Raw genomic sequence first — 22892 nt, 5'->3', positions numbered from 1 at the left:
GGCGCTACGCCTCTCCCCTTTCGTAGGGATACAACAATGGCACCTTTAGCTGGTTGGTGGCGATACCTGGCTCCGCTGGTGGTCATCGCCATTATTGCTGTACTGCCCGTCCCCAACGGCCTTGAGAGCCACACCTGGCTCTATTTTGCCGTTTTTACCGGTGTGATTGTGGGGCTTATTCTGGAACCTGTACCGGGCGCGGTGGTAGCGATGATTGGCATTTCGATCATCGCCGTCCTTTCACCGTGGCTGCTGTTCAGCCCGGAGCAACTCGCGCAGGACGGTTTTAAATTTACCGCCAAATCGCTGTCATGGGCGGTATCAGGTTTTTCAAACTCGGTAATCTGGCTTATCTTCGCGGCCTTTATGTTTGGTACCGGCTATGAGAAAACCGGGCTCGGTCGACGTATCGCGCTGATGCTGGTGAAAAAGATGGGGCACCGGACGCTGTTTCTCGGCTATGCGGTGATGTTCTCTGAACTTATCCTCGCTCCCGTCACGCCGTCCAACTCCGCGCGCGGGGCCGGAATAATCTACCCGATTATCCGCAACCTGCCGCCGCTGTATAACTCGCAGCCCAATAGCGCCAGTTCTCGCTCCATTGGCTCGTACATTATGTGGATGGGCATTGTCGCCAACTGCGTCACCAGCGCCATTTTCTTAACGGCGATGGCGCCGAACCTGCTGTTAATCGGCCTGATGAAAGGCGCGTCCCACACGGCGCTGAGCTGGGGCGACTGGTTCTTAGGCATGCTGCCGCTGAGTATTTTACTGGTGCTGATTGTGCCCTGGCTGGCGTACGTGTTGTATCCACCGGTGCTGAAATCCGGCGATCAGGTTCCGCGCTGGGCGGATACAGAGCTAAAAGCAATGGGACCGCTCTGCACACGCGAGAAAAAGATGTTGGTGCTGATGGTCGGCGCACTGGTGCTGTGGATCTTCGGCGGCGATTACATTGACGCCGCGATGGTCGGATACAGCGTAGTGGCGTTGATGCTGGTACTGCGCATCATTAGCTGGGATGACATCGTCAGTAATAAAGCCGCGTGGAACGTCTTTTTCTGGCTGGCCTCGCTGATAACGCTGGCGACCGGGCTCAATAACACCGGTTTTATTACCTGGTTCGGCAAGCTGCTGGCAAACGGGTTGAGCGGCTATTCACCGATGATGGTGATGGTGGCGCTCATTGTGGTGTTCTATCTGCTGCGCTACTTCTTTGCCAGCGCCACGGCGTATACCTCCGCCCTGGCACCGATGATGATTGCCGCCGCGCTGGCGATGCCGGAAATCCCACTCCCGGTCTTCTGCCTGATGGTCGGCGCAGCCATTGGTCTCGGCAGCATTCTGACCCCGTATGCCACCGGTCCTAGCCCTATCTACTACGGCAGCGGCTATTTGCCGACGGTAGATTACTGGCGACTCGGTGCTATTTTTGGCCTGATTTTCCTTGTGCTGCTGGTGATTACCGGTCTGGTCTGGATGCCCCTCGTTTTACTGTAAAACCCCATTGGGGCGGCATATTGTCGCCCCTTCATCCATAAGCTTCTCATATGATCGATTTCCCGATGTGCTGAGGCATACTTTTTTGTATGCAAACACCCTCATGCTGATAAGGGAAACGCTCTGGACACGGTTGCGCACGAGACACTCACACGGGGCTGGCAGGCCGAACTGGATTTGCATTTCACCCGCACTGGGCACAACACGGTGCTCGCCTCGGCGCGTCATCATGGTCCATTGACGGTTCAGCGTCCGTTTTACCCGGAAGAGGACGTCTGCCACCTCTATTTGCTTCATCCACCCGCGGGGATCGTCGGCGGGGATGAACTACACATTGCCGTAACTCTCAACGAAAACAGTCATGCGTTAATCACCCAGCCCGGCGCGGGAAAGTTTTATCGCAGCGGTGGGCCGCAGGCGTTGCTGCGCCAACATTTCACGCTCGCGCCGCACGCCACGCTGGAGTGGCTCCCCCAGGATACGATCCTCTTTCCTGGCGCCAACGCCACTATCCAGTCCGTCTTTCACATCGCGTCGGAGAGTCGACTGCTGGCCTGGGATCTGCTGTGCCTCGGGCGACCGGTTATGCAGGAGTCCTTCAGCCACGGCACGCTGCAAAACCGTCTGGAAGTGTGGCGAAATGGGCAGCCGCTGCTGATAGAGCGCTTGCAGTTGCAGAAGGGGGAGCTGAGCGGCGTCGCGCACCATCCCTGGGTCGGCACGTTGCTGTGTTATCCGGCCACTGAAAACATGCTGGAAGGCACGCGCGAGCGGCTGACGCCGCTTGGCGATTACGCCGGGGCAACGCTTAACGACTCACTGCTGACGATCCGCTTTCTTGCCGACGACAACCTGATTGTTCAGCGCGTTATGCGTAACATCTGGCAATTTCTGCGCCCGCTTTTGACACACAAACCGCCCGTACTACCGCGAATCTGGCAAACCTAAGAGACCCCGTATGGAACTGACCCCCAGAGAAAAAGACAAGCTGTTGCTGTTTACCGCCGCGCTGGTGGCAGAACGTCGCCTGGCCCGCGGGCTGAAGCTGAACTATCCGGAATCGGTGGCGCTAATTAGCGCTTTCATCATGGAAGGGGCACGCGATGGTCAAACTGTGGCCTCGCTGATGGAAGACGGGCGTCACGTCCTGCGCCGCGATCAAGTGATGGAAGGCGTTCCGGAGATGATCCCAGATATTCAGGTTGAAGCGACGTTTCCGGACGGATCAAAGCTGGTCACCGTCCACAACCCGATCGTTTAAGGAGCGGCAATGATCCCAGGTGAATATCAGATAGCCAAAGGCAATATCGCGCTCAATCAGGGGCGGGAAACCTGTACGATCGTGGTGGAAAATCATGGCGACAGACCCATCCAGGTGGGATCGCACTATCACTTTTCCGAGGTGAACCCGGCGCTGCGCTTTGACAGGCGGGCTGCACGCGGCTTTCGTCTAAACATTCCTGCGGGCACAGCGGTACGTTTTGAGCCGGGACAAAAACGCGAAGTCGAACTGGTGCGCGTCGCTGGCGCACAAAGGATCGTGGGTTTTCGCAGCGAAGTGATGGGCGCGCTGGAGGCAAATGATGAGTGAAATTTCACGGCAGGCGTACGCCGACATGTTTGGCCCAACCACCGGCGATAAGGTACGTCTGGCGGATACCGACCTGTGGATTGAGGTGGAAAAAGACTTCACCACCTACGGCGAAGAGGTCAAATTCGGCGGCGGGAAAGTGATCCGCGACGGCATGGGTCAGGGACAAATGCGCGCGCAAGCGTGTGTGGATCTGGTGATAACCAACGCCCTGATCGTCGATCATTGGGGGATCGTGAAAGCGGATATCGGCATCAAGGACGCCAGGATCTTCGCCATCGGCAAAGCCGGTAATCCTGATATTCAGCCCGACGTCACGATCCCGATAGGCGTGGGAACTGAAGTCATCGCCGGGGAAGGCAAGATCGTCACCGCGGGCGGCGTGGATACGCATATTCACTGGATCTGTCCACAGCAGGCACAGGAGGCGCTGGTTTCCGGCGTAACGACGATGATCGGCGGCGGCACCGGCCCGGCAGCAGGAACGAACGCCACCACCTGCACGCCGGGTCCGTGGTACATCGCGCGCATGCTGCAGGCGGCAGACGCCTTGCCGGTTAACATCGGTTTGCTGGGTAAAGGCAACGGCTCAAATCCTGACGCCCTTCGCGAGCAAATCACCGCGGGCGCCATTGGCCTGAAAATCCATGAAGATTGGGGCGCTACGCCAGCCGCCATCAACTGTTCCCTGGAAGTGGCAGAGGAGATGGATATCCAGGTGGCGCTGCACAGCGATACGCTCAATGAGTCCGGTTTCGTTGAAGATACGCTGGCGGCGATTGGCGATCGCACCATTCATACTTTCCACACCGAAGGCGCGGGCGGCGGCCATGCGCCGGATATCATCACCGCCTGCGCGCATCCAAATATTCTGCCCTCCTCCACTAACCCGACGCTGCCCTATACCGTCAACACCATCGACGAGCATCTCGACATGCTGATGGTTTGCCACCACCTCGATCCGGATATCGCCGAAGACGTGGCCTTTGCCGAATCACGCATTCGCCGGGAAACGATCGCTGCCGAAGATGTGCTGCATGACATTGGCGCGTTTTCCCTGACCTCGTCCGATTCACAGGCGATGGGGCGCGTGGGCGAAGTGATCCTGCGCACCTGGCAGGTGGCGCACCGCATGAAGGTTCAGCGTGGTCCGCTGGCAGAAGAAACAGGCGACAACGACAACCAGCGCGTTAAACGCTACGTCGCCAAATACACCATCAACCCGGCGCTAACCCACGGCATCGCCCACGAAGTTGGCTCCGTTGAGCCTGGCAAGCTGGCCGATCTGGTGCTGTGGTCCCCAGCCTTTTTTGGCGTAAAACCAGCGACGATCGTAAAGGGCGGGATGATCGCCTGTGCGCCGATGGGCGATATCAACGCCTCGATCCCCACCCCGCAGCCGGTGCATTACCGCATGATGTTCGGCGCACTTGGCGCGGCGCGGCATCGTACTCGGCTGACCTTTATTTCGCAGGCCGCTAACGCGCAAAACATCCCGCAGCAGCTCAATTTGCAAAGCGCCATCGCCGTCGTCAAAGGCTGTCGGACGGTGAAAAAGGCCGACATGATCCACAACGGCCTGCAACCCAATATTACCGTCGATGCTCAGACTTATGAGGTGCGCATTGATGGCGAACTAATCACCAGCGAACCGGCAGACGTTTTGCCGATGGCGCAACGCTATTTCCTGTTTTGAGGAGTGACAATGATCTACCTGACCCTACGCCTTGACCACGCCCACCGCGTCACCGCAAGCGTCACGCTACCCATTGATATGCGAGTAAAAAGCCGTGCCAGAGTGACGCTGAACGACGGTCGCGAAGCCGGGCTAATGCTTCCGCGCGGTTTGCTGTTACGCAGTGGTGATCTGCTGACCACCGAAGATGGCAGCGAGGTGATCGAAGTGATCGCCGCGCCGGAGTCGGTTTCCGTGGTGCGCTGCGCCGATCCTTTCCTGCTCGCCAAAGCCTGTTATCACCTCGGCAATCGCCACGTTCCGCTGCAAATTCTGCCGGATGAGTTGCGCTACCATCACGATCATGTGCTGGACGCCATGTTGCGCCAGTTCAGCCTGGAGGTGACGTTTGCTCAACTACCGTTTGAACCGGAAGCAGGCGCTTATGCCAGTGAATCACACGGGCATCATCACGCCCATGCGCACTGATGCATAACATCCAACAGCTGCGTCTGATGCAGCTCGCCAGCAGCGCTCTCCCGGTGGGGTCGTTTACCTGGTCCCAGGGTCTGGAGTGGGCGGTTGAAATCGGCTGGGTGAAAAGCGCCGATGACTTCTCTGACTGGCAAATCCAGCAGATGGAGCAGAACTTCTTTACCGTCGACCTACCGCTACTGGCGAGACTGTATCGCGCCTGCGAGCAGGACGATCTCGCTGCAGCACGCCGCTGGAGCGCTTACCTGTTGGCCTGTCGGGAAACCCGCGAACTACGGGATGAAGAACACAGTCGGGGCGCGGCGTTTACTCGGCTGGTCACCGACTGGGAAGCAGATTGCTCGCGGGAGTGGCGCGCGCTCTTTGTCGACAGCCAACTCTGCGGTATGGCCTGGCTGGGCGTGCGCTGGAAAATCCCCCTGACGGAGCTGGCATTAAGCCTCGGCTACAGCTGGATTGAGAGCGCAGTGATGGCTGGCGTCAAACTGGTTCCATTTGGGCAGCAGGCGGCCCAGCGTTTGATCATTGCGCTCTGCAATCGGTATGCGCAAGGTCTGGCACAGGCGCTGGCGTGTCCTGACGCCAGCCTCGGCTCCGCAACCCCGTTGGCGGCCATCGCATCTGCCCGGCATGAAACCCAATATTCCCGATTATTCCGCTCCTGAGGAGAAAAAATGAGTAACAACAAGCATCCCCTGCGCGTGGGCGTTGGCGGCCCGGTTGGCTCCGGCAAAACGGCGCTGCTGGAAGCGTTATGCAAATCCATGCGCAGCAGCTATCAACTGGCGGTGGTAACCAACGATATCTATACCAAAGAAGATCAGCGCATTCTCACCGAAGCAGGCGCACTGGAGCCAGACAGGATCGTCGGCGTGGAAACCGGCGGTTGCCCGCACACCGCTATCCGTGAAGATGCGTCGATGAATCTGGCCGCCGTTGAGGCGCTGAGCGAGAAATTCGGAAATCTGGATCTGATTTTTGTGGAAAGCGGCGGCGATAACCTGAGCGCCACCTTCAGCCCGGAATTAGCGGATCTGACAATCTATGTGATCGACGTTGCCGAAGGTGAGAAGATCCCGCGTAAGGGTGGCCCGGGGATCACCAAATCTGATTTTCTGGTGATCAATAAAACCGATCTGGCCCCTTACGTGGGCGCCTCGCTGGAGGTGATGGAGCGCGATACCCTACGCATGCGCGGCGAGCGTCCGTGGACGTTTAGTAATTTAAAATCCGGAGAGGGTCTGGAAAAAATTATCGCGTTTCTGGAAGAGAAAGGGATGCTGCGGGAGTAGAGTATTGCCCGGTGGCGCTACGCTTACCGGGCCTACAATATTATGTACTTATGCCGCCGGTAATTCCGCCAGCGGCCAGCGAGGACGCACGGTCACGCCAAGATCCGCCGTTGCACCCGCTTTAAAACGCACCATGCCCGCGTAGGCGATCATCGCCCCGTTATCGGTGCAAAATTCCGGACGCGCGTAAAACACTTCGCCACGACGCTTTTGCATCATCTCGGCCAGTTTTGCACGCAGCGTACGGTTAGCGCTCACGCCCCCCGCCATCACCAGACGTTTAAAACCGGTTTGATCCAGCGCGCGTTTACACTTGATCATCAGCGTATCAACCACAGCATCTTCAAACGCACGGGCGATATCTGCACGCGTCTGATCGTCATTTTCGTTATTACGAATGGTATTCGCGGCGAAAGTTTTCAGGCCGGAGAAGCTGAAATCCAGACCCGGACGGTCGGTCATCGGGCGCGGGAAGACAAAACGTTTTTCAACGCCTTGCGATGCAAGCTTTGACAGCATTGGGCCGCCAGGATAATCCAGCCCCAGCAGCTTGGCCGTTTTATCGAACGCTTCACCAGCAGCATCATCTATCGATTCACCCAGCAATTCATACTGCCCAATACCGGTGACGCTGATCAGTTGCGTGTGACCGCCGGAAACCAGCAGCGCAACGAACGGGAAAGCAGGGGGATTATCTTCCAGCATCGGCGCCAGCAGATGCCCTTCCATATGGTGTACAGGAATTGCCGGTACGCCCCAGGCGAACGCCAGCGAACGTCCTACGGTTGCGCCGACCAGCAGCGCGCCAACCAGACCAGGACCTGCGGTATACGCCACCGCATCAATCTCTTTTGCCGTCAGTCCCGCTTCTTTCAGCGCGGCCTGGATCAGCGGTACGGTTTTACGTACGTGATCGCGCGAGGCCAGTTCTGGCACTACGCCGCCGTAGTCAGCGTGTAATTTCACCTGACTATACAATTGGTTGGCTAAAAGACCTTTTTCATCGTCGTAAATGGCGATGCCGGTTTCATCGCAGGATGTTTCAATACCCAGTACACGCATGACTTGTTTTACCTCGCTCTATTACCGCGCAGTGTAGGACCAATGCGGGTTGATGTAAAACTTTGTTCGCCCCAGGAGTTCCGCTCGTGTATACTCCTTATCCTTATAAAAGTCCCTTTCAAAATCGCGTCGGTGCTTTACAAAGCAGCAGCAATTGCAGTAAAATTCCGCACCATTTTGAAATAAGCTGGCGTTGATGCCAGCGGCAAACCGAATTTATAAAGGTGAGAGTTACATGCCGGTAATTAAAGTACGTGAAAACGAGCCGTTCGACGTAGCACTGCGTCGCTTCAAGCGTTCATGCGAAAAAGCAGGTGTTCTGGCGGAAGTTCGTCGTCGTGAGTTCTATGAAAAACCGACTACTGAACGTAAGCGCGCTAAAGCTTCTGCTGTGAAACGTCACGCGAAGAAACTGGCTCGCGAAAACGCACGCCGTACTCGTCTGTACTAATCCATTGAGAGCCAAGGCTCTCAATTCAGACAGAGTTGTAGTTGTAAGGCCGTGCTTCCGGAAGGAATGCGCGGCTTGTTTTCGTTTATACGCGTCATCATTCAAGCTGCCTCTGCGTTGGCTGCAGTCGTTCCCTCCAGTCACGTACTGATGTACGCTCCTGAGGATTCGCTCCCTTGCCGTCTTGAAGCATCTTGAATGATTTTGTGTATATAAGTCATAAAAAAATAAACGGGGCATATGGCTGGACGAATTCCACGCGTATTTATAAATGACCTGCTGGCAAGAACCGACATTGTCGATCTCATCGACGCGCGGGTAAAGCTGAAGAAGCAGGGCAAAAATTATCACGCGTGCTGTCCGTTCCATAACGAAAAAACCCCCTCTTTCACCGTAAACGGTGAGAAACAGTTTTATCACTGCTTTGGGTGTGGCGCACATGGCAACGCCGTCGACTTTCTCATGAACTACGACAAGCTCGAGTTTGTGGAAACCGTCGAAGAACTGGCCGCAATGCACAACCTTGAAGTGCCCTATGAAGCAGGCAGTGGCCCTAGTCAGATAGAGCGCCATCAACGGCAAAGCCTTTATCAATTGATGGACGGCCTGAACACTTTTTATCAACAGTCTTTGATGCAACCCGCCGCTACCCCCGCGCGCCAGTACCTGGAAAAGCGAGGATTAAGTAGCGACGTTATCACCCGTTTTGCTATTGGTTTTGCGCCCCCCGGCTGGGACAACGTCCTGAAACGGTTTGGCGGCAATGCTGAGAATCGTAAATCGCTGGTCGATGCGGGAATGTTGGTCACCAACGATCAGGGACGCAGTTACGATCGCTTCCGCGAACGGGTGATGTTCCCCATCCGCGACAAACGTGGTCGAGTCATTGGTTTTGGTGGACGCGTGCTGGGCGATGCCCTGCCGAAGTATCTCAACTCCCCGGAAACCGATATTTTCCATAAAGGTCGCCAGCTGTATGGCCTTTATGAAGCCCAGCAGGATAACGCCGATCCGCAGCGCCTGTTAGTGGTAGAAGGCTATATGGATGTGGTGGCGCTGGCGCAATACGGCATTAACTACGCTGTAGCATCTCTTGGGACGTCTACCACCGCCGATCACATCCAGTTGTTGTTCCGCGCGACGAACAACGTAATTTGCTGTTACGACGGTGACCGTGCCGGACGCGACGCAGCATGGCGCGCGCTGGAAACCGCACTGCCCTATATGACAGACGGACGCCAGCTACGCTTTATGTTTTTACCTGACGGCGAAGACCCCGATACGCTGGTGCGTAAAGAAGGGAAAGAGGCCTTTGAAGCCCGGATGGAGCAGGCGCTGCCGCTCTCCGCGTTTTTATTTAACAGCCTGTTGCCGCAGGTGGATTTGAGTACCCCGGACGGACGCGCACAGCTCAGCACGCTGGCATTACCGCTGATTACTCAGGTACCAGGCGAAACGTTACGCATTTATCTGCGACAGGAGTTGGGAAACAAGCTCGGCATTCTGGATGACAGCCAGCTTGAACGTTTAATGCCAAAACTGGCAGAAAATGGGGCTTCCCGCCCTGTTCCACAGCTAAAACGTACGACCATGCGTATACTTATAGGGTTGCTGGTACAGAACCCGGGTCTCGCCCCGCTGGTTCCGCCGTTAGGCGCACTGGATAGCAATAAACTGCCTGGACTTGGCTTATTCAGAGAACTGGTCAACACTTGTCTGGCTCAGCCAGGTCTGACCACCGGACAACTTTTAGAACACTATCGTGGCACAAATGATGCTGCGACCCTTGAAAAACTGTCGATGTGGGACGATATAGCAGATAAAGATATCGCAGAAAAAACCTTCACCGACTCACTCAACCATATGTTTGATTCGATGCTTGAGCTGCGCCAGGAAGAGTTGATAGCTCGTGAGCGCACACACGGTTTAAGCAGCGAAGAACGCCGGGAACTCTGGACGCTGAACCAGGAACTGGCCAAGAAATAACAGAAAGACAAAAGTATTTAACGGCTTAACTGCCGAATATCGCTCGGGAAGCCCCCGACAGCCGCACGGAGAGGCAGCGGCAAAATATAAGTATGCCCTCGTTTTGCCGTTGGCGGTTTTACCGCCCAACACCAATCAAACGAATTAAGTGTGGATACCGTCTTATGGAGCAAAACCCGCAGTCACAGCTGAAGCTACTTGTCCAACGTGGTAAGGAGCAAGGCTATCTGACCTATGCCGAGGTCAATGACCATCTGCCGGAAGATATCGTCGATTCAGATCAAATCGAAGACATCATCCAAATGATCAATGACATGGGTATTCAGGTGATGGAAGAAGCACCTGATGCCGATGATCTGCTGCTTGCTGAAACCTCCAACAGCACCGATGAAGACGCGGAAGAAGCGGCTGCCCAGGTTCTGTCCAGCGTTGAGTCCGAAATCGGTCGTACAACTGACCCGGTCCGCATGTACATGCGTGAAATGGGTACCGTTGAACTGTTAACCCGTGAAGGCGAAATCGACATCGCTAAACGCATCGAAGACGGGATTAACCAGGTTCAATGCTCCGTTGCCGAATACCCGGAAGCCATCACCTATCTGCTTGAGCAATACGATCGTGTAGAAGCTGAAGAAGCGCGTCTTTCCGATCTGATCACCGGCTTTGTCGATCCGAACGCGGAAGAAGACATGGCGCCAACGGCGACACACGTCGGTTCTGAACTCTCTCAGGAAGAGATGGATGACGATGCAGACGAAGATGAAGAAGATGACGACGACAGCAGCGATGACGACAACAGCATCGACCCTGAATTAGCGCGTGAAAAATTCGGTGAACTGCGTACTCAGTACGAAATCACTCGCGACACCATCAAAGCGAAAGGCCGCAGCCATGCTGCCGCGCAGGAAGAAATTCAGAAGCTGTCTGAAGTGTTCAAACAGTTCCGCCTGGTGCCGAAGCAGTTCGACTACCTGGTAAACAGCATGCGCGTCATGATGGACCGCGTGCGTACTCAGGAACGTCTGATCATGAAGCTCTGCGTTGAGCAGTGCAAAATGCCGAAGAAAAACTTCATCACCCTGTTCACTGGCAACGAAACCAGCGAAACCTGGTTCAACGCGGCAATCGCGATGAACAAACCGTGGTCTGAAAAACTGCACGACGTGGCAGATGACGTTCACCGCGGACTGCAGAAACTGCAGCAGATTGAAGAAGAAACCGGCCTGACCATCGAGCAGGTTAAAGACATCAACCGTCGCATGTCCATCGGTGAAGCGAAAGCCCGCCGTGCGAAAAAAGAGATGGTTGAAGCGAACTTGCGTCTGGTTATCTCTATCGCCAAGAAATACACCAACCGTGGTCTGCAGTTCCTGGATTTGATTCAGGAAGGTAACATCGGTCTGATGAAAGCGGTTGATAAGTTTGAATACCGTCGTGGTTACAAGTTCTCTACCTATGCAACCTGGTGGATCCGTCAGGCGATCACCCGCTCGATCGCGGATCAGGCACGTACCATCCGTATCCCGGTACATATGATTGAGACCATCAACAAGCTCAACCGTATCTCCCGTCAGATGCTGCAAGAGATGGGCCGCGAGCCGACGCCGGAAGAGCTGGCTGAACGCATGCTGATGCCGGAAGACAAGATCCGTAAAGTGCTGAAGATCGCTAAAGAGCCTATCTCAATGGAAACGCCGATCGGCGACGATGAAGATTCGCATCTGGGTGATTTCATCGAGGATACCACCCTCGAGCTGCCGCTGGATTCTGCTACCACCGAGAGCCTGCGTGCCGCAACGCACGACGTTCTGGCTGGCCTGACCGCCCGTGAAGCGAAAGTTCTGCGTATGCGTTTCGGTATCGATATGAATACCGACCACACGCTGGAAGAAGTCGGTAAACAGTTCGACGTTACCCGCGAACGTATCCGTCAGATCGAAGCGAAAGCGCTGCGTAAACTGCGCCACCCGAGCCGCTCTGAAGTGCTGCGTAGCTTCCTCGACGATTAATCTCGCCGCATAAGCATAAACGCCACCGCAAGGTGGCGTTTTTCTTTATAGTCCCCGCCTGGCCAGGACGTCATTCACTTCCCGATACGCCTCCACCAGTTTATCCAGCGTAATCCGGCTTAACCCGCTGGGATTCGGCAAAACCCATATTTGCGTCGCGCCAATAGTCAGCGTTTGTTTTCCCCACTGCGCCCCACGCTGGCTGAGGCCCTGCTCAAATGCCTGCTTCCCAAGGATTGCGAGTGCGGCAGGCTGATACTCCTCTATTTTATCAATGAGCTTACGACCGCCGTTGCGCATCTCCTGTAGCTTCACTTCATTGGCTTGCACCGTCGGTCTGTCGACAAATTTAGTCACCCCGCAACGGAAGTCCAGCAGGTGTTGTGCCTCTTCGGGTTTGAGCTGGCGATCGGTGAATCCCGCCTGATGGATGACCTTCCAGAAGCGATTAGCGGGATGTGCAAAGGGGAATCCTGTACCTGCGGAAGACAACCCCGGATTGATGCCGCAAAACACCACCCGCAGCCCCGGCGCCAGTATGTCCTTAACCATAATTACTCCCATCAATACATCAGAGGAACAAGTATAACGGACTGAAAATACATTGTTTATAAAAACAGCATCCGTACGCTTATGTCTGGATTGCAACGCGGAGTTACTTTATAATCCACCGCCACGGCCCCTTAGCTCAGTGGTTAGAGCAGGCGACTCATAATCGCTTGGTCGCTGGTTCAAGTCCAGCAGGGGCCACCAAGATTCAAGGACTTGCGAGAAATCGCAGGTCCTTTTTTTTGGGGGTTCTTCCGTAGCTGTTGGCGCGAGCCAAAAGGATTCCTGCTGGAACAAATCAATATCTGTTCGCACCAAAATGTGAAATAAGAGCCGGGAAGAATACGGCAGGCGGGGCGTGAAGATATATTACGGGATGCCTCTGTCCAGCAACAAGCTGGTCACTGTCCCCCCTCTGGACGTTGCCATCCAGGGATGGAAACGTCCGTTAGAGTTTGATTCGATAGTCAGCTCAAACTAGCTCTTTGAGCTGCTCCTGCATATAGGTTGAAAAATACTCTGGGTTCTTGATAAGGATGCGGTTACCGGAGGCCACTTTTTCTGCCCATCCGGCCACTTTTTTCGTGAACTCGGGATTCCATCCCTCCTGCTCACCCCGTGCCATCACAGCTTCCGGACTCGCTGGCACACCTAAGTCATGCAAATACTTTAAGATTCCCTTAGCGGTACTTTCATCCATTGAATGGGGTACTGACGCCGAAGTGTTCATACCACCAATAAAATCCAATGCTTTCTCAATTGCTGTTGGCATGCTCTTATCCTTAAAATTAACCACGTGAGAGACACATTTATACTATGTACCCAACTCCGCCGGGATATCAAAGAGAACATCACCTTTATTTGATTTACCCCGCAGCTAAACGCTTGCGGCGGCTGTTTTCTGCACGATTAATTCGCTATCCCGGCCAAAACCAGCCCGGTCGCTACCGCATTACGCGGCCCTTCGGTACCACGGATGTTGCCCTGTCCGGCAACCACGCCGTAATGCGCCAGCGCGTCGGTGATCATCTGCGGGATTTCGAAATCCAGCGAGGAGCCGCCCACCAGCACCACAAAAGTCATATCGCGAATAGAGCCGCCGGGTGACACCTGGCGTAAAGCGCGCAGGCAGTTGGTCACAAAAACTTTCTCTTTGGCCTGTCGGCGCACCAACCGAATTTTTTCCAGCGAGGTCTGGTTATCTACCGGGATCAGCTCGCCGTTTTTCAGATAAACGACTTTGGCAAACACTGACGGACTGAGCGGTTCGCGAAAAAACTCCACCGCGCCGTTCTCGTGGCGAATGCTGAACAGGCTCTCCACTTTTGCCAGCGGGTATTTTTTAATTTCCTCCGCCAGATACGGATCGCTTAAGCCCAGCTCGGTTTGAATCAACAGGCTGACCATATTCCCCGCGCCAGCCAGATGGACCGCTTTCACTACGCCATCGCTATTGATAATGGCGGCATCGGTGGAGCCTGCGCCTAAATCGAGGATCGCCAGCGGTGCAGCACATCCGGGCGTTGTTAACGCACCGGCGACAGCCATGTTGGCCTCCACTCCGCCGACTTCAACCGGGATATTTAACCGGGCGCTCAGCTCACTGGCGATGGCCTGCATCTGTAAGCGATCGGATTTCACCATCGCCGCAATGCCAACGGCGTTCTCCATTGAGCACTCCCCGGCAATACCGCCCTGCACCTTGCGGGGAATAAACGTATCCACCGCCAACAGATCCTGAATATACACCGCGTTCATGTCGTGACCGGTCAGCGAGGCCATCACTTTACGCACCCGCTCCAGCATACCGCCTGCATGCGTACCTGCTTCACCACGAATATCGCACACGGGCGCACAGGTGCTCATCGCCTGCATAATGGCCTGTGCGCCTTGCGCTACGTCGGCTTCACCGCCGCGCTTTTCGCCGCGGATAAAGATCTTACCCGCCGGGATCACCCTTGAGCGCACATCACCCTGCGGGGTTTTCAGCACCACGGCGGAACGGTTGCCAATTAGCGCTCTGGCGATGGGGACGATAGTTTGCGTTTCCTCGGGCGTCAGGGTAAAGAAGGTCGCGATGCCATAAGGATTCGACAGCACTCGCACCACCTGTCCTGGGGCCGCCACTTCCACCGCCGCCAGCACACCTTCCGGCACCTTCTCCAGCAGGGTGACTTCATCTACCACCGGCATTGTTCGACGCAGACGATTGTTCACCAGCACGCCATCATCTTTTTTCAGGATCGCCGCTACCACGTTGACCCCGCGATCCAGCGCCTCATTGATAAACCAAACCGCCTCGAGGAAATCCCTCTCCTCACCGACCAGTGGGATCCAGCCCTGGGCAAACCGATCTTCGCTCAACGCCGCCAGCTTCTCCACGGCGATGGTGGTTCCCATTCCCACGCCAACGCCGCCGGGCGTTTGCGGGTTATGCCCAATCATTGTTGATTCGGTAATGATGGTTTCAGTGATGGTTTCCATCGCCACATCGCCAATCACCGGTGCCGCCTCGTTGATGCAGATTTTCGCCACGTCCTGAAGCGACCACGGGGTGTTATTCAGCGCCTGCTGCAGGGAGGCCACCACCCCGGCAATATTGTCCCGTGTGCCTTTCATACCGGTCGTGGCGACAATCCCGCTGGCGATAAACCGGCCATGCTGCGCCAACGCCACTTCGGTGGTGGCGTTGCCGATATCAATCCCAGCAATTAACGGCATACAACCTCCGTCACTGGCTGCCTTTACGCAGCTTGTTTCTCTGCTGATACACCTCTGCCGACTCGCGGACAAACCCGGCGTTCACCGTGGCATGCCAGGTATGTTCCAGTTCATCGGCAATGGCCTGAAGCTCGGCGAACGAAGAACGAAACGGCCGCAGCGCGTTGTAAATTTCAAGAATACGGGCATCCGGGATTGCTATAAGCTCCGCCGCACGACGGAAATTACGCGCCACGGCGTGACGCTGCATCTGTTCGGCAATCTGCGCCTGGTACTCCAGGGTTTGCTGAGAAATACGCACATCCTGCGGACCTACGCGGCCCGCCAGCACATTCTCAAGGGTAATCTCGGTTAGCGGTTTGCCGGTAGGAGTCTGGATTTTCTCCGGGCAGCGGGTCGCTAATGGATAATCCTGCGCGGTCATGATGTTGTCGTTCATGGTCATTCCCTTACGAGTGCAATATGCAGCGTGACAGGCGCAGCATCCTGCACCACGTGTTTGGTCTCTTTGATATGAAACAGCGCGGCCTTGGCCATAAATTTGGGTCGTACCATCTGGTCATTAACCACTGGCACTGGCGAAGGCGACTCTTTACGTGCATAGCGCGCGGCGTTTTTACCAATCTGGCGATAGGTTTCCAGCGTCAGCAGCGGAGCCTGAGAGAACAGCTCAAGGTTGCTCAGAGGCAGCAGATCGCGCTGATGAATCACCGTGGTTCCTTTCGACTGGATACCAATCCCGATGCCAGAACCGCTGAGATTTGCCGCATCCCATGCCATAAATGAAACATCCGAGGTGCGCAGAATCCTCACCACCCGTGCATGCAGCCCCTCTTCTTCAATGCCGGCAACCAGCTCTTTCAAAATCGCTTTGTGCGGCATATCAATCAATGTTTTGTGCTGATACTTATCAAAGGCGGGGCCGACGCCTATCACGACTTCATCCACGCGTTCGTCCGCTTTAGCCGCCTCGCCTTCACTCACCTGCAAGGTGAAAACCGGCTTACGTTCAGTTGTGCATTCCACTGTGTACCGCCTTATTCGATCGAGCCGGGCTGAACCACGCCCGCAATATTTTTAATTTCAGCCCAACGTTCAGCAGAGATGCGATAGCCGGTGCCGGGTCCCTGATAGTCGTTGATGTCATTAACGGCGCTGACGACGTCGAACTGACGATCCAGAATGGCCGACGTTTGCAGGTAATCACCAGTAACACGCTGCCTCAGCATGTTGAGGATATTGCTGGCGATGTCTTCGAAGCCGCTGGAACTCAACGCGCCGACGATATCCAGCCCGGTGATATTGCGTTTCATCATCTCTTCCACGGCAGCCAAATCTTCCACCACATTGCGCGCGGGCATATCTTTGCTGCCGTGAGCGTAAGTGGCGGCCTCCACCTCTTCATCGCTAATCAGCGGCAGGCCCAGTTCGCGGAACACCGCCTGAATGGCGCGCGCGGCCTTATTGCGGATGGCGATTGTCTCCTCTTCCGTGACCGGACGCAGGCCCCCATCAACCATCAGATCGCGTTGCAGAATGTTGTAATCATCGAAGTCTTCAGCGTCGAAGTTCGACCCGGCAAACATGTTGTCGTAGTTCGGTACCGCGCTATAGCCGGAGAAGATAAAGTCGGTGCCCGGCAGCATCTGCATCAGGGTGCGGGCAGTACGACGAATATCGGAGTGGGAAAAGGTCTGGTCATTGGCGGAGGCCACTTCAAGGTCGAGCATCGAGGCAATCAGGTTTTCCGCCAGCACCGCGCGAATCCCCGACGGCACAGCGCCGGTCATGCCGATACAGCTGACCGCGCCGTTTTGTAACCCCTGTACGCCCGCGCCTTTGGTGATAAAAATGCAACGCGACTCCAGATAAAGCATCGATTTACTTTCGGAATAGCCCATCAGCGCTTCCGAGCCGGTGCCGGAGGTGTAGCGCATCTTCAGGCCACGAGAAGCATACGCCGAGGCAAGAAACGCTTTTGACCACGGCGTATCATCGCCATCGGTAAACACCGATTCCGTGCCATATACCGACACCGTTTCGGCGTAGCTGGTTAGCCCGCGCATTCCCAGCTCCAGCTCCGTGGCCTCTTCAACGGAGCATTGCGTCAGCACGCCGGGGCGACCGCATTGGGCCCCCACCAGCAGCGCCAGGGCGTTAAACGGCGCATAGCGGGCGATCCCGACCGTTGTTTCCTGTTCGGAAAAGCCACGGATCCCCGCTTCAGCAGCGTCGGCAGCAATCTGTACCGGGTTATCTTTCAGGTTGGTCACGTGGCACTGATTGGAGGGGGTGCGTCTGGCGCGCATTTTTTGCAGCGCCATCATCATCTCCACCACGTTCATTTGCGCCATCACCTCCACCGCTTTCGCCGGGGTGATGGCAGTCGTAATGGCAATGATCTCTTCCCGACTGACGTGGATATCCACCAGCATTCTGGCGATCTCCAGCGCGTCGAGCTGCATGGCGCGCTCGGCCTCGGGCACGTTAATCGCGTAATCGGCAATGAACCGGTCAATCATGTCGAACTCGGCGCGGCTCTTGCCGTCCAGCTCAACAATACGACCATTTTCCACCTTCACCGACGAAGCCGGATCGTAAGGGCTTTCCATTGCGATCAGCCCCTCTTCAGGCCATTCGCCAATTAGCCCATCCTGATTTACAGGCCGCTGGGCAAGCACTTCGAATCGTTTTGATCTTCTCATAGTTTATGGACTCAAAAGATAAAAAATAGGGACGCCGGGCCGTATTGCCGGGGACACAACACCCGGCATTCGCCTTTCATCAGCAATAGCCGAACTCTAAATGAGCAGGACAATAAAAAAATAAAATTAATTTCGTTCCAATTTGGTACGTAATAAAAACCCATCGTTTCATATTGAAACGCTGCTCAGGAATATTCGCCGTGAATTGTGACGAGGTTAAATGATCATTATCAATAAACGCCACAACAGGAAACTGAACGTAATATTTTTGAAATCCCCACCCTATTGACTTAATAACGCGGGGCGAGAAAATAAGATAAAGCCAATGATAAAAATAGCTGTTGCGCGATATTTTCGTGACCTCAGCCCTACAACCTTTTCAGGAGAGAATGTGAATAAGAGCCAACAAATCGCCACCATTACGCTGGCGGCTGCAAAGAAAATGGCGCAGGCCGTCGAGGCTAAAGCGCTTGAAATCAACGTTCCGGTGGTATTTTCCGTGGTGGATCACGGCGGGAACACGCTGCTAATGCAACGTATGGACGACGCGTTTGTCACCAGCTGTGATATCTCTCTTAATAAAGCTTATACCGCCTGCTGCCTGCGACAGGGTACCCATGAAATTACCGATGCGGTACAACCAGGTGCCTCTCTATATGGCTTGCAGCTCACCAATCAACAACGAATTGTTATTTTTGGCGGCGGTTTACCTGTCATATTAAACGGCAAAGTAATCGGTGCCGTTGGCGTAAGTGGCGGTACCGTCGAACAAGACAGGTTATTAGCAGAAACCGCATTGAATTGTTTCTCTGAATTATAATTTAAATCTAAGAAGGTATATTATGAGCTATCGTATGTTTGATTACCTGGTGCCAAATGTGAACTTCTTTGGCCCCAATGCTATTTCCGTGGTCGGCGAACGCTGTAAACTGTTGGGCGGTAAAAAAGCGCTGCTGGTCACTGATAAAGGTCTGCGGGCAATTAAAGACGGCGCGGTAGATAAAACCCTCACGCATCTGCGTGAAGCCGGTATTGACGTCGTGGTTTTTGACGGCGTTGAGCCAAACCCCAAAGACACCAACGTGCGCGACGGCCTGGAGGTCTTTCGGAAAGAGCATTGCGACATCATCGTTACCGTTGGCGGCGGTAGCCCGCATGATTGCGGTAAAGGCATCGGTATCGCGGCGACTCACGAAGGGGATCTCTACAGCTATGCCGGGATTGAAACCCTGACCAACCCGCTGCCGCCGATCGTTGCGGTGAATACCACCGCCGGTACCGCCAGCGAAGTCACCCGCCACTGCGTGCTGACCAATACCAAAACCAAAGTGAAGTTTGTGATTGTCAGCTGGCGCAACCTGCCGTCGGTCTCTATTAACGATCCGCTGCTGATGCTCGGCAAACCAGCCCCACTGACTGCGGCCACCGGGATGGACGCCCTGACCCACGCCGTGGAAGCCTACATTTCCAAAGATGCCAACCCGGTCACCGACGCTGCCGCTATCCAGGCGATCCGCCTGATCGCCCGTAACTTGCGTCAGGCCGTGGCGCTGGGCAGCAACCTGAAAGCTCGCGAGAACATGGCCTACGCCTCCCTGCTGGCGGGTATGGCCTTCAACAACGCCAACCTCGGCTACGTTCACGCGATGGCGCATCAGCTTGGCGGTCTTTACGACATGCCGCACGGCGTGGCGAATGCCGTACTGCTGCCGCACGTAGCACGCTATAACCTGATCGCTAACCCGGAAAAATTTGCCGACATCGCAGAGTTTATGGGCGAAAACACGGACGGACTCTCCACCATGGATGCCGCCGAGCTGGCCATTCATGCTATTGCCCGCCTCTCCGCCGACATCGGTATTCCGCAGCATCTGCGCGATCTGGGCGTCAAAGAAGCCGATTTCCCGTATATGGCGGAAATGGCGCTGAAGGACGGCAACGCCTTCTCCAACCCGCGCAAAGGGAACGAGAAAGAAATTGCCGAGATCTTCCGTCAGGCATTCTGATAACGCAGGGGGCGCAATGTCACTTTCATCACCGGGCGTACACCTGTTTTATCACTCACGCTGGCAGGGTACTCGCGTGCTTGATGAGCTGTGTTGGGGGCTGGAAGAGCAAGGCGTTCCCTGCCGGGCAATCTGTTGCGACGATCATGACTGCGCGCTGGCGCTCGGCAAACTGGCGGCCAAAAGTTCGACGCTGCGCGTGGGTCTCGGTCTCAACGCCACCGGTGATATTGCCTTAACCCATGCCCAGTTGCCCGAGGATCGGGCGCTGGTCTGCGGGCATACCCGCGCCGGGACAGCACAGATCCGCACGCTCGGCGCCAATGCCGGTCAACTGGTTAAAGTTCTTCCCTTCAGCGAGATAAAATAAATGTACCGCATCTATACCCGAACCGGCGATAACGGCACGACCGCGCTGTTTGGCGGCAGCCGTATCAATAAAGACGACATCCGCGTTGAGGCCTACGGCACGGTGGATGAACTGATTTCCCAGCTTGGCGTCTGCTATGCCAGCACGCGCCAGGCCGAGCTACGCCAGGAATTGCACGCTATGCAGAAGATGCTGTTCGTACTGGGGGCGGAACTCGCCAGCGATCAGAAAGGACTCACACGCTTAAAACAGCGTATTGGCGAAGAGGATATTCAGGCGCTGGAGCAGCTTATTGACCGCAATATGGCGCAAAGCGGCCCGCTCAAAGAGTTTGTTATTCCGGGGAAAAATCTGGCATCGGCACAGCTGCACGTTGCGCGAACCCTGACGCGTCGGCTGGAGCGGATCCTCATCGCGATGGGCAGAACGCTGACGTTACGCGATGAGGCCAGGCGTTATATCAACCGGCTGTCGGATGCGCTGTTCTCGATGGCCAGAATCGAAGAAACTACTCCAGATGTTTGCGCTTAAACTGGCTGGCATCGATGTCGTACTGCTTCATCTTACGCCACAGGGTGGTGCGACCAATATTCAGCAGTTGCGACATCTCCTGAACACGCCCACTGGTCACGCGGGCGGCATGGATAATCGCCTCTTTCTCGATGGCGGTAAAGGTCAGGCTGGCGGGCAGCAGTGAAGACGCCGTCTCCAGACCAGGGCGTTCGGCAAACAGATAATCCGGCAGATTGCTCAGCCGAATATGGCCGTTATCACTGCTGATGGCGATGTTTTCAATAATGCTGTTCAGCTCAAAATCATTACCCGGCCACGAATAGGCCACCAGTTGTGCCAACGCGTCGTCGTCGATCTTCAGGCTGGATGAAAAGCGTTTTTTCAGGCTATTCAACCGCGTATAAATCAGCGATGGAATACTGTTACGCCGCGCCCGCAGCGGCGGGATAACGATCTCAAAAGAGTGCAGCGCGTAATACAACTGACGGCTAAAGCGGTTTTGCTCCACCAGATTCGCGAGATCAACCGTGGTGGTGGCGATCACTTTGACATCCACCGGAATCAGCCGCCGGGCATCCAGGCGTGTTAAAACCCCCTGCTTGATCACCTGCAGCAACGCGGATTGTAACTCCGGCGCCAGATATTCAATTTTTTCCAGAAACAGCGTGCCGCCGTTCGCCAGTTCAAGACGGCTTAGCCGCCCGTTTTCATCATCAGTGGGCGCACTGCCCATAAAATCCTGCCCCAGTACGCTGTTGGCATACAGCTGGCAGTTCACGGCGATATACGGCCCGCTGGCGCGTTCGCTTTCATTGTGAATGGCCTGACTCAATAGCTCTTTACCGACGCCCTCTTCCCCGCACAGCAGGATCGGGAAACTTCCCCTCGCCGCCTGACGACCGAAATGGATCAAGCGTCGGGTTTCTGGATCGTCTGTCGACATCTGCTCAAAGGTGTGGCTCACCTTGCCGAGCTGGCTGGTCATCAGTTGACGCATTTGCTCCACCGGATGCAGCAGCAGGATAAAGCTGTTGCCCTGCTCTTCAACAATCGGTTTCAGGGTGATGACGGCATCAATAAACTGGTGCTGGCTTTCAAAGGTGACTTCGACATGATTCAGGCCGCGGGCATGTTTGATCGCCCGACGCAGCAGCATGGGGAGATTGAGCAGGTCGTTAATATTCTTCCCCTGGCTGGCCTGCGCGTCGAGATGCAAAAGCAGCGCCGCGCGCGCATTGAGGAACTGCAATACGCCCTGTTCGTTCCAGGCCATCACGCCATCATCCATACTCTCCAGCAGCCCGTACATCTGGTTCAGATGGCGGTTGGATTCAGCCAGCAGGCTGTCAGTCAGCAATGAGTTGCCGACTTCTCTGGCAATCGCCAGCGTCAGGGATAAATCAGAAACGCACTCATGCTCTACCAGACAGCACAACGAGATGGAGCCAAACAGTCGACCATGGTTATCGAATACTGGCGTAGAGCAGAACGACCACGGATGCAACGCCTGTTTAAAGTGCTGATCGCCAGAGGTTTTTGTCGGTTGCCCCGGCATCGTCGCCAGCGACAACGCGCAGCTGCCAATAATGCTTTCCGCACAGTAACTGCCGTCGCGAAAACCGAGCTCCGCCAGTTGCTCCACCGTCTGCGGATCGCCGCAACGGCTGAGAATACAGGCCGATTCATCCAGAATTAACAGCGCGCACGGACGGCCGTCCATAAACTCCCAGGCATCTTCCAGCGCGGCCTGAGCAATCGTCAGCAGCGCCGTTTTGCGACGACAGATCGACTCAAAGGTCAGGCCCTGCGCCTGATGCGGCGCCTGCCAGGTTTCCCGCTGCATAAACTTGCTGCAACGATGCCATGACTGGGCAATGACCGAAGAGACTTCCTTCCCAATGTCCTGAGTGTGCGTCGTCATATCCCTTTCCGCTGTTTTACCATAGACAACCCCTCCGGCAGAGACT

The 22892-nt window shown here is 55.5% G+C and carries 23 protein-coding genes and 1 tRNA gene; 16 read left to right on the top strand and 8 right to left on the bottom strand.

The window, feature by feature from the left end; translation table 11 throughout:
* The first annotated feature begins 36 nt into the window (after positions 1-36).
* The 8 genes from N0B36_RS17055 (at position 37) to ureG (ending at position 6553) form a co-directional block, all read left to right on the top strand.
* Complete coding sequence (locus N0B36_RS17055) at positions 37-1500, top strand: anion permease (RefSeq protein ID WP_259688657.1); 1464 nt, start codon at positions 37-39, stop codon at positions 1498-1500.
* A 123-nt stretch (positions 1501-1623) separates the two neighbouring features.
* Positions 1624-2448, top strand: a complete 825-nt coding sequence (locus N0B36_RS17050; RefSeq protein WP_219916544.1) for an urease accessory protein UreD — start codon at positions 1624-1626, stop codon at positions 2446-2448.
* 10 nt (positions 2449-2458) lie between these two features.
* Positions 2459-2761, top strand: coding sequence for an urease subunit gamma (locus N0B36_RS17045; RefSeq protein WP_016154542.1), 303 nt, complete (start codon positions 2459-2461; stop codon positions 2759-2761).
* Between the two features lie 9 nt (positions 2762-2770).
* Positions 2771-3091, top strand: a complete 321-nt coding sequence (locus tag N0B36_RS17040; RefSeq protein ID WP_016154543.1) for an urease subunit beta — start codon at positions 2771-2773, stop codon at positions 3089-3091.
* Positions 3084-4787, top strand: a complete 1704-nt coding sequence (gene ureC, locus N0B36_RS17035; RefSeq protein ID WP_019077710.1) for an urease subunit alpha — start codon at positions 3084-3086, stop codon at positions 4785-4787. Before N0B36_RS17040 ends, ureC begins: the two co-directional genes overlap by 8 nt.
* Before the next feature lie 9 nt (positions 4788-4796).
* Complete coding sequence (ureE, locus tag N0B36_RS17030) at positions 4797-5255, top strand: urease accessory protein UreE (protein ID WP_049283286.1); 459 nt, start codon at positions 4797-4799, stop codon at positions 5253-5255.
* Complete coding sequence (locus N0B36_RS17025) at positions 5255-5926, top strand: urease accessory protein UreF (protein ID WP_049283287.1); 672 nt, start codon at positions 5255-5257, stop codon at positions 5924-5926. Before ureE ends, N0B36_RS17025 begins: the two co-directional genes overlap by 1 nt.
* Positions 5927-5935: 9 nt before the next feature.
* Entirely contained in the window at positions 5936-6553 is a 618-nt protein-coding gene (gene ureG, locus N0B36_RS17020) for an urease accessory protein UreG (RefSeq protein ID WP_016154547.1), read from the top strand.
* Between the two features lie 48 nt (positions 6554-6601).
* Here the strand turns inward: ureG and tsaD are convergent, their stop codons facing one another.
* Positions 6602-7615 (bottom strand): tRNA (adenosine(37)-N6)-threonylcarbamoyltransferase complex transferase subunit TsaD, encoded by a 1014-nt coding sequence (gene tsaD / locus N0B36_RS17015; protein ID WP_003024694.1) that lies wholly within the window; start codon positions 7613-7615, stop codon positions 6602-6604.
* 235 nt (positions 7616-7850) lie between these two features.
* Here tsaD and rpsU point away from each other — a divergent pair, with 235 nt between their 5' ends.
* The 3 genes from rpsU (at position 7851) to rpoD (ending at position 12061) form a co-directional block, all read left to right on the top strand.
* Positions 7851-8066, top strand: a complete 216-nt coding sequence (rpsU, locus tag N0B36_RS17010) for a 30S ribosomal protein S21 (RefSeq protein WP_001144069.1) — start codon at positions 7851-7853, stop codon at positions 8064-8066.
* A 240-nt stretch (positions 8067-8306) separates the two neighbouring features.
* Positions 8307-10052, top strand: a complete 1746-nt coding sequence (dnaG, locus tag N0B36_RS17005; RefSeq protein ID WP_003828467.1) for a DNA primase — start codon at positions 8307-8309, stop codon at positions 10050-10052.
* 164 nt (positions 10053-10216) lie between these two features.
* Positions 10217-12061 (top strand): RNA polymerase sigma factor RpoD, encoded by a 1845-nt coding sequence (rpoD, locus tag N0B36_RS17000; RefSeq protein ID WP_016154549.1) that lies wholly within the window; start codon positions 10217-10219, stop codon positions 12059-12061.
* A 45-nt stretch (positions 12062-12106) separates the two neighbouring features.
* Here rpoD and mug read toward each other — a convergent pair whose 3' ends face one another.
* A complete protein-coding gene (mug, locus tag N0B36_RS16995) occupies positions 12107-12613 on the bottom strand; it encodes a G/U mismatch-specific DNA glycosylase (RefSeq protein WP_259688656.1) in 507 nt (168 codons plus the stop codon).
* Positions 12614-12738: 125 nt separating this feature from the next.
* Here mug and N0B36_RS16990 point away from each other — a divergent pair.
* A tRNA-Ile gene (locus N0B36_RS16990) sits at positions 12739-12814 on the top strand.
* Positions 12815-13082: 268 nt separating this feature from the next.
* Here N0B36_RS16990 and N0B36_RS16985 read toward each other — a convergent pair.
* The 5 genes from N0B36_RS16985 to N0B36_RS16965 all read right to left on the bottom strand — a co-directional run bounded on the left by N0B36_RS16985 (position 13083) and on the right by N0B36_RS16965 (position 18036).
* Positions 13083-13406, bottom strand: a complete 324-nt coding sequence (locus N0B36_RS16985) for a DUF1889 family protein (RefSeq protein ID WP_071524484.1) — start codon at positions 13404-13406, stop codon at positions 13083-13085.
* Positions 13407-13519: 113 nt separating this feature from the next.
* Complete coding sequence (locus N0B36_RS16980; RefSeq protein WP_115190146.1) at positions 13520-15331, bottom strand: diol dehydratase reactivase subunit alpha; 1812 nt, start codon at positions 15329-15331, stop codon at positions 13520-13522.
* Between the two features lie 10 nt (positions 15332-15341).
* A complete protein-coding gene (locus N0B36_RS16975; RefSeq protein ID WP_016154578.1) occupies positions 15342-15770 on the bottom strand; it encodes a diol dehydratase small subunit in 429 nt (142 codons plus the stop codon).
* Positions 15771-15772: 2 nt separating this feature from the next.
* A complete protein-coding gene (locus N0B36_RS16970) occupies positions 15773-16357 on the bottom strand; it encodes a propanediol/glycerol family dehydratase medium subunit (protein ID WP_016154579.1) in 585 nt (194 codons plus the stop codon).
* A gap of 11 nt (positions 16358-16368) precedes the next feature.
* Complete coding sequence (locus N0B36_RS16965; RefSeq protein WP_103767089.1) at positions 16369-18036, bottom strand: propanediol/glycerol family dehydratase large subunit; 1668 nt, start codon at positions 18034-18036, stop codon at positions 16369-16371.
* A gap of 391 nt (positions 18037-18427) precedes the next feature.
* On the opposite strand from N0B36_RS16965, the gene N0B36_RS16960 reads away from it, so the two are divergent.
* Genes N0B36_RS16960 through N0B36_RS16945 form a run of 4 tightly spaced genes read left to right on the top strand, consistent with a single transcriptional unit; the run spans position 18428 to position 20943 of the window.
* Positions 18428-18856 carry a heme-binding protein gene (locus N0B36_RS16960; protein WP_019077737.1) on the top strand — a complete coding sequence of 143 codons (429 nt, stop codon included), beginning with the start codon at positions 18428-18430 and terminating at the stop codon, positions 18854-18856.
* Positions 18857-18878: 22 nt separating this feature from the next.
* Entirely contained in the window at positions 18879-20042 is a 1164-nt protein-coding gene (dhaT, locus tag N0B36_RS16955; RefSeq protein WP_016157511.1) for a 1,3-propanediol dehydrogenase, read from the top strand.
* Positions 20043-20058: 16 nt separating this feature from the next.
* Positions 20059-20412: a glycerol dehydratase reactivase beta/small subunit family protein gene (locus N0B36_RS16950; RefSeq protein ID WP_049040240.1), complete on the top strand. Its 354-nt coding sequence runs from the start codon at positions 20059-20061 to the stop codon at positions 20410-20412.
* Positions 20413-20943: a cob(I)yrinic acid a,c-diamide adenosyltransferase gene (locus N0B36_RS16945; RefSeq protein WP_049283290.1), complete on the top strand. Its 531-nt coding sequence runs from the start codon at positions 20413-20415 to the stop codon at positions 20941-20943. It abuts the gene before it with no gap.
* On the opposite strand, the gene dhaR is transcribed toward N0B36_RS16945, so the two are convergent.
* Positions 20921-22846 carry a dihydroxyacetone kinase operon transcriptional regulator DhaR gene (dhaR, locus tag N0B36_RS16940; protein ID WP_047499188.1) on the bottom strand — a complete coding sequence of 642 codons (1926 nt, stop codon included), beginning with the start codon at positions 22844-22846 and terminating at the stop codon, positions 20921-20923. The two genes, N0B36_RS16945 and dhaR, sit on opposite strands and share 23 nt — an antisense overlap.
* Between the last annotated feature and the right edge of the window lie 46 nt (positions 22847-22892).

Source organism: Citrobacter sp. XY323 (assembly GCF_025106035.1).
In the GTDB taxonomy this organism is placed as follows: Bacteria; Pseudomonadota; Gammaproteobacteria; order Enterobacterales; family Enterobacteriaceae; genus Citrobacter; species Citrobacter braakii.
This window is presented reverse-complemented; position numbering and strand designations above follow the sequence as displayed.

What these genes read in the sequence shown, in the direction of transcription:
- N0B36_RS16980 (WP_115190146.1), bottom strand. Translation starts at nt 15,331, where the DNA reads ATGCCGTTAATTGCTGGGATTGATATCGGCAACGCCACCACCGAAGTG.
- tsaD (WP_003024694.1), bottom strand. Translation starts at nt 7,615, where the DNA reads ATGCGTGTACTGGGTATTGAAACATCCTGCGATGAAACCGGCATCGCC.
- rpoD (WP_016154549.1), top strand. Translation starts at nt 10,217, where the DNA reads ATGGAGCAAAACCCGCAGTCACAGCTGAAGCTACTTGTCCAACGTGGT.
- dnaG (WP_003828467.1), top strand. Translation starts at nt 8,307, where the DNA reads ATGGCTGGACGAATTCCACGCGTATTTATAAATGACCTGCTGGCAAGA.
- N0B36_RS16965 (WP_103767089.1), bottom strand. Translation starts at nt 18,036, where the DNA reads ATGAGAAGATCAAAACGATTCGAAGTGCTTGCCCAGCGGCCTGTAAAT.
- N0B36_RS17045 (WP_016154542.1), top strand. Translation starts at nt 2,459, where the DNA reads ATGGAACTGACCCCCAGAGAAAAAGACAAGCTGTTGCTGTTTACCGCC.
- N0B36_RS16950 (WP_049040240.1), top strand. Translation starts at nt 20,059, where the DNA reads ATGTCACTTTCATCACCGGGCGTACACCTGTTTTATCACTCACGCTGG.
- N0B36_RS17055 (WP_259688657.1), top strand. Translation starts at nt 37, where the DNA reads ATGGCACCTTTAGCTGGTTGGTGGCGATACCTGGCTCCGCTGGTGGTC.
- dhaR (WP_047499188.1), bottom strand. Translation starts at nt 22,846, where the DNA reads ATGACGACGCACACTCAGGACATTGGGAAGGAAGTCTCTTCGGTCATT.
- N0B36_RS16945 (WP_049283290.1), top strand. Translation starts at nt 20,413, where the DNA reads ATGTACCGCATCTATACCCGAACCGGCGATAACGGCACGACCGCGCTG.
- ureG (WP_016154547.1), top strand. Translation starts at nt 5,936, where the DNA reads ATGAGTAACAACAAGCATCCCCTGCGCGTGGGCGTTGGCGGCCCGGTT.
- N0B36_RS17025 (WP_049283287.1), top strand. Translation starts at nt 5,255, where the DNA reads ATGCATAACATCCAACAGCTGCGTCTGATGCAGCTCGCCAGCAGCGCT.
- N0B36_RS17040 (WP_016154543.1), top strand. Translation starts at nt 2,771, where the DNA reads ATGATCCCAGGTGAATATCAGATAGCCAAAGGCAATATCGCGCTCAAT.
- dhaT (WP_016157511.1), top strand. Translation starts at nt 18,879, where the DNA reads ATGAGCTATCGTATGTTTGATTACCTGGTGCCAAATGTGAACTTCTTT.
- rpsU (WP_001144069.1), top strand. Translation starts at nt 7,851, where the DNA reads ATGCCGGTAATTAAAGTACGTGAAAACGAGCCGTTCGACGTAGCACTG.
- N0B36_RS16975 (WP_016154578.1), bottom strand. Translation starts at nt 15,770, where the DNA reads ATGAACGACAACATCATGACCGCGCAGGATTATCCATTAGCGACCCGC.
- mug (WP_259688656.1), bottom strand. Translation starts at nt 12,613, where the DNA reads ATGGTTAAGGACATACTGGCGCCGGGGCTGCGGGTGGTGTTTTGCGGC.
- ureC (WP_019077710.1), top strand. Translation starts at nt 3,084, where the DNA reads ATGAGTGAAATTTCACGGCAGGCGTACGCCGACATGTTTGGCCCAACC.
- ureE (WP_049283286.1), top strand. Translation starts at nt 4,797, where the DNA reads ATGATCTACCTGACCCTACGCCTTGACCACGCCCACCGCGTCACCGCA.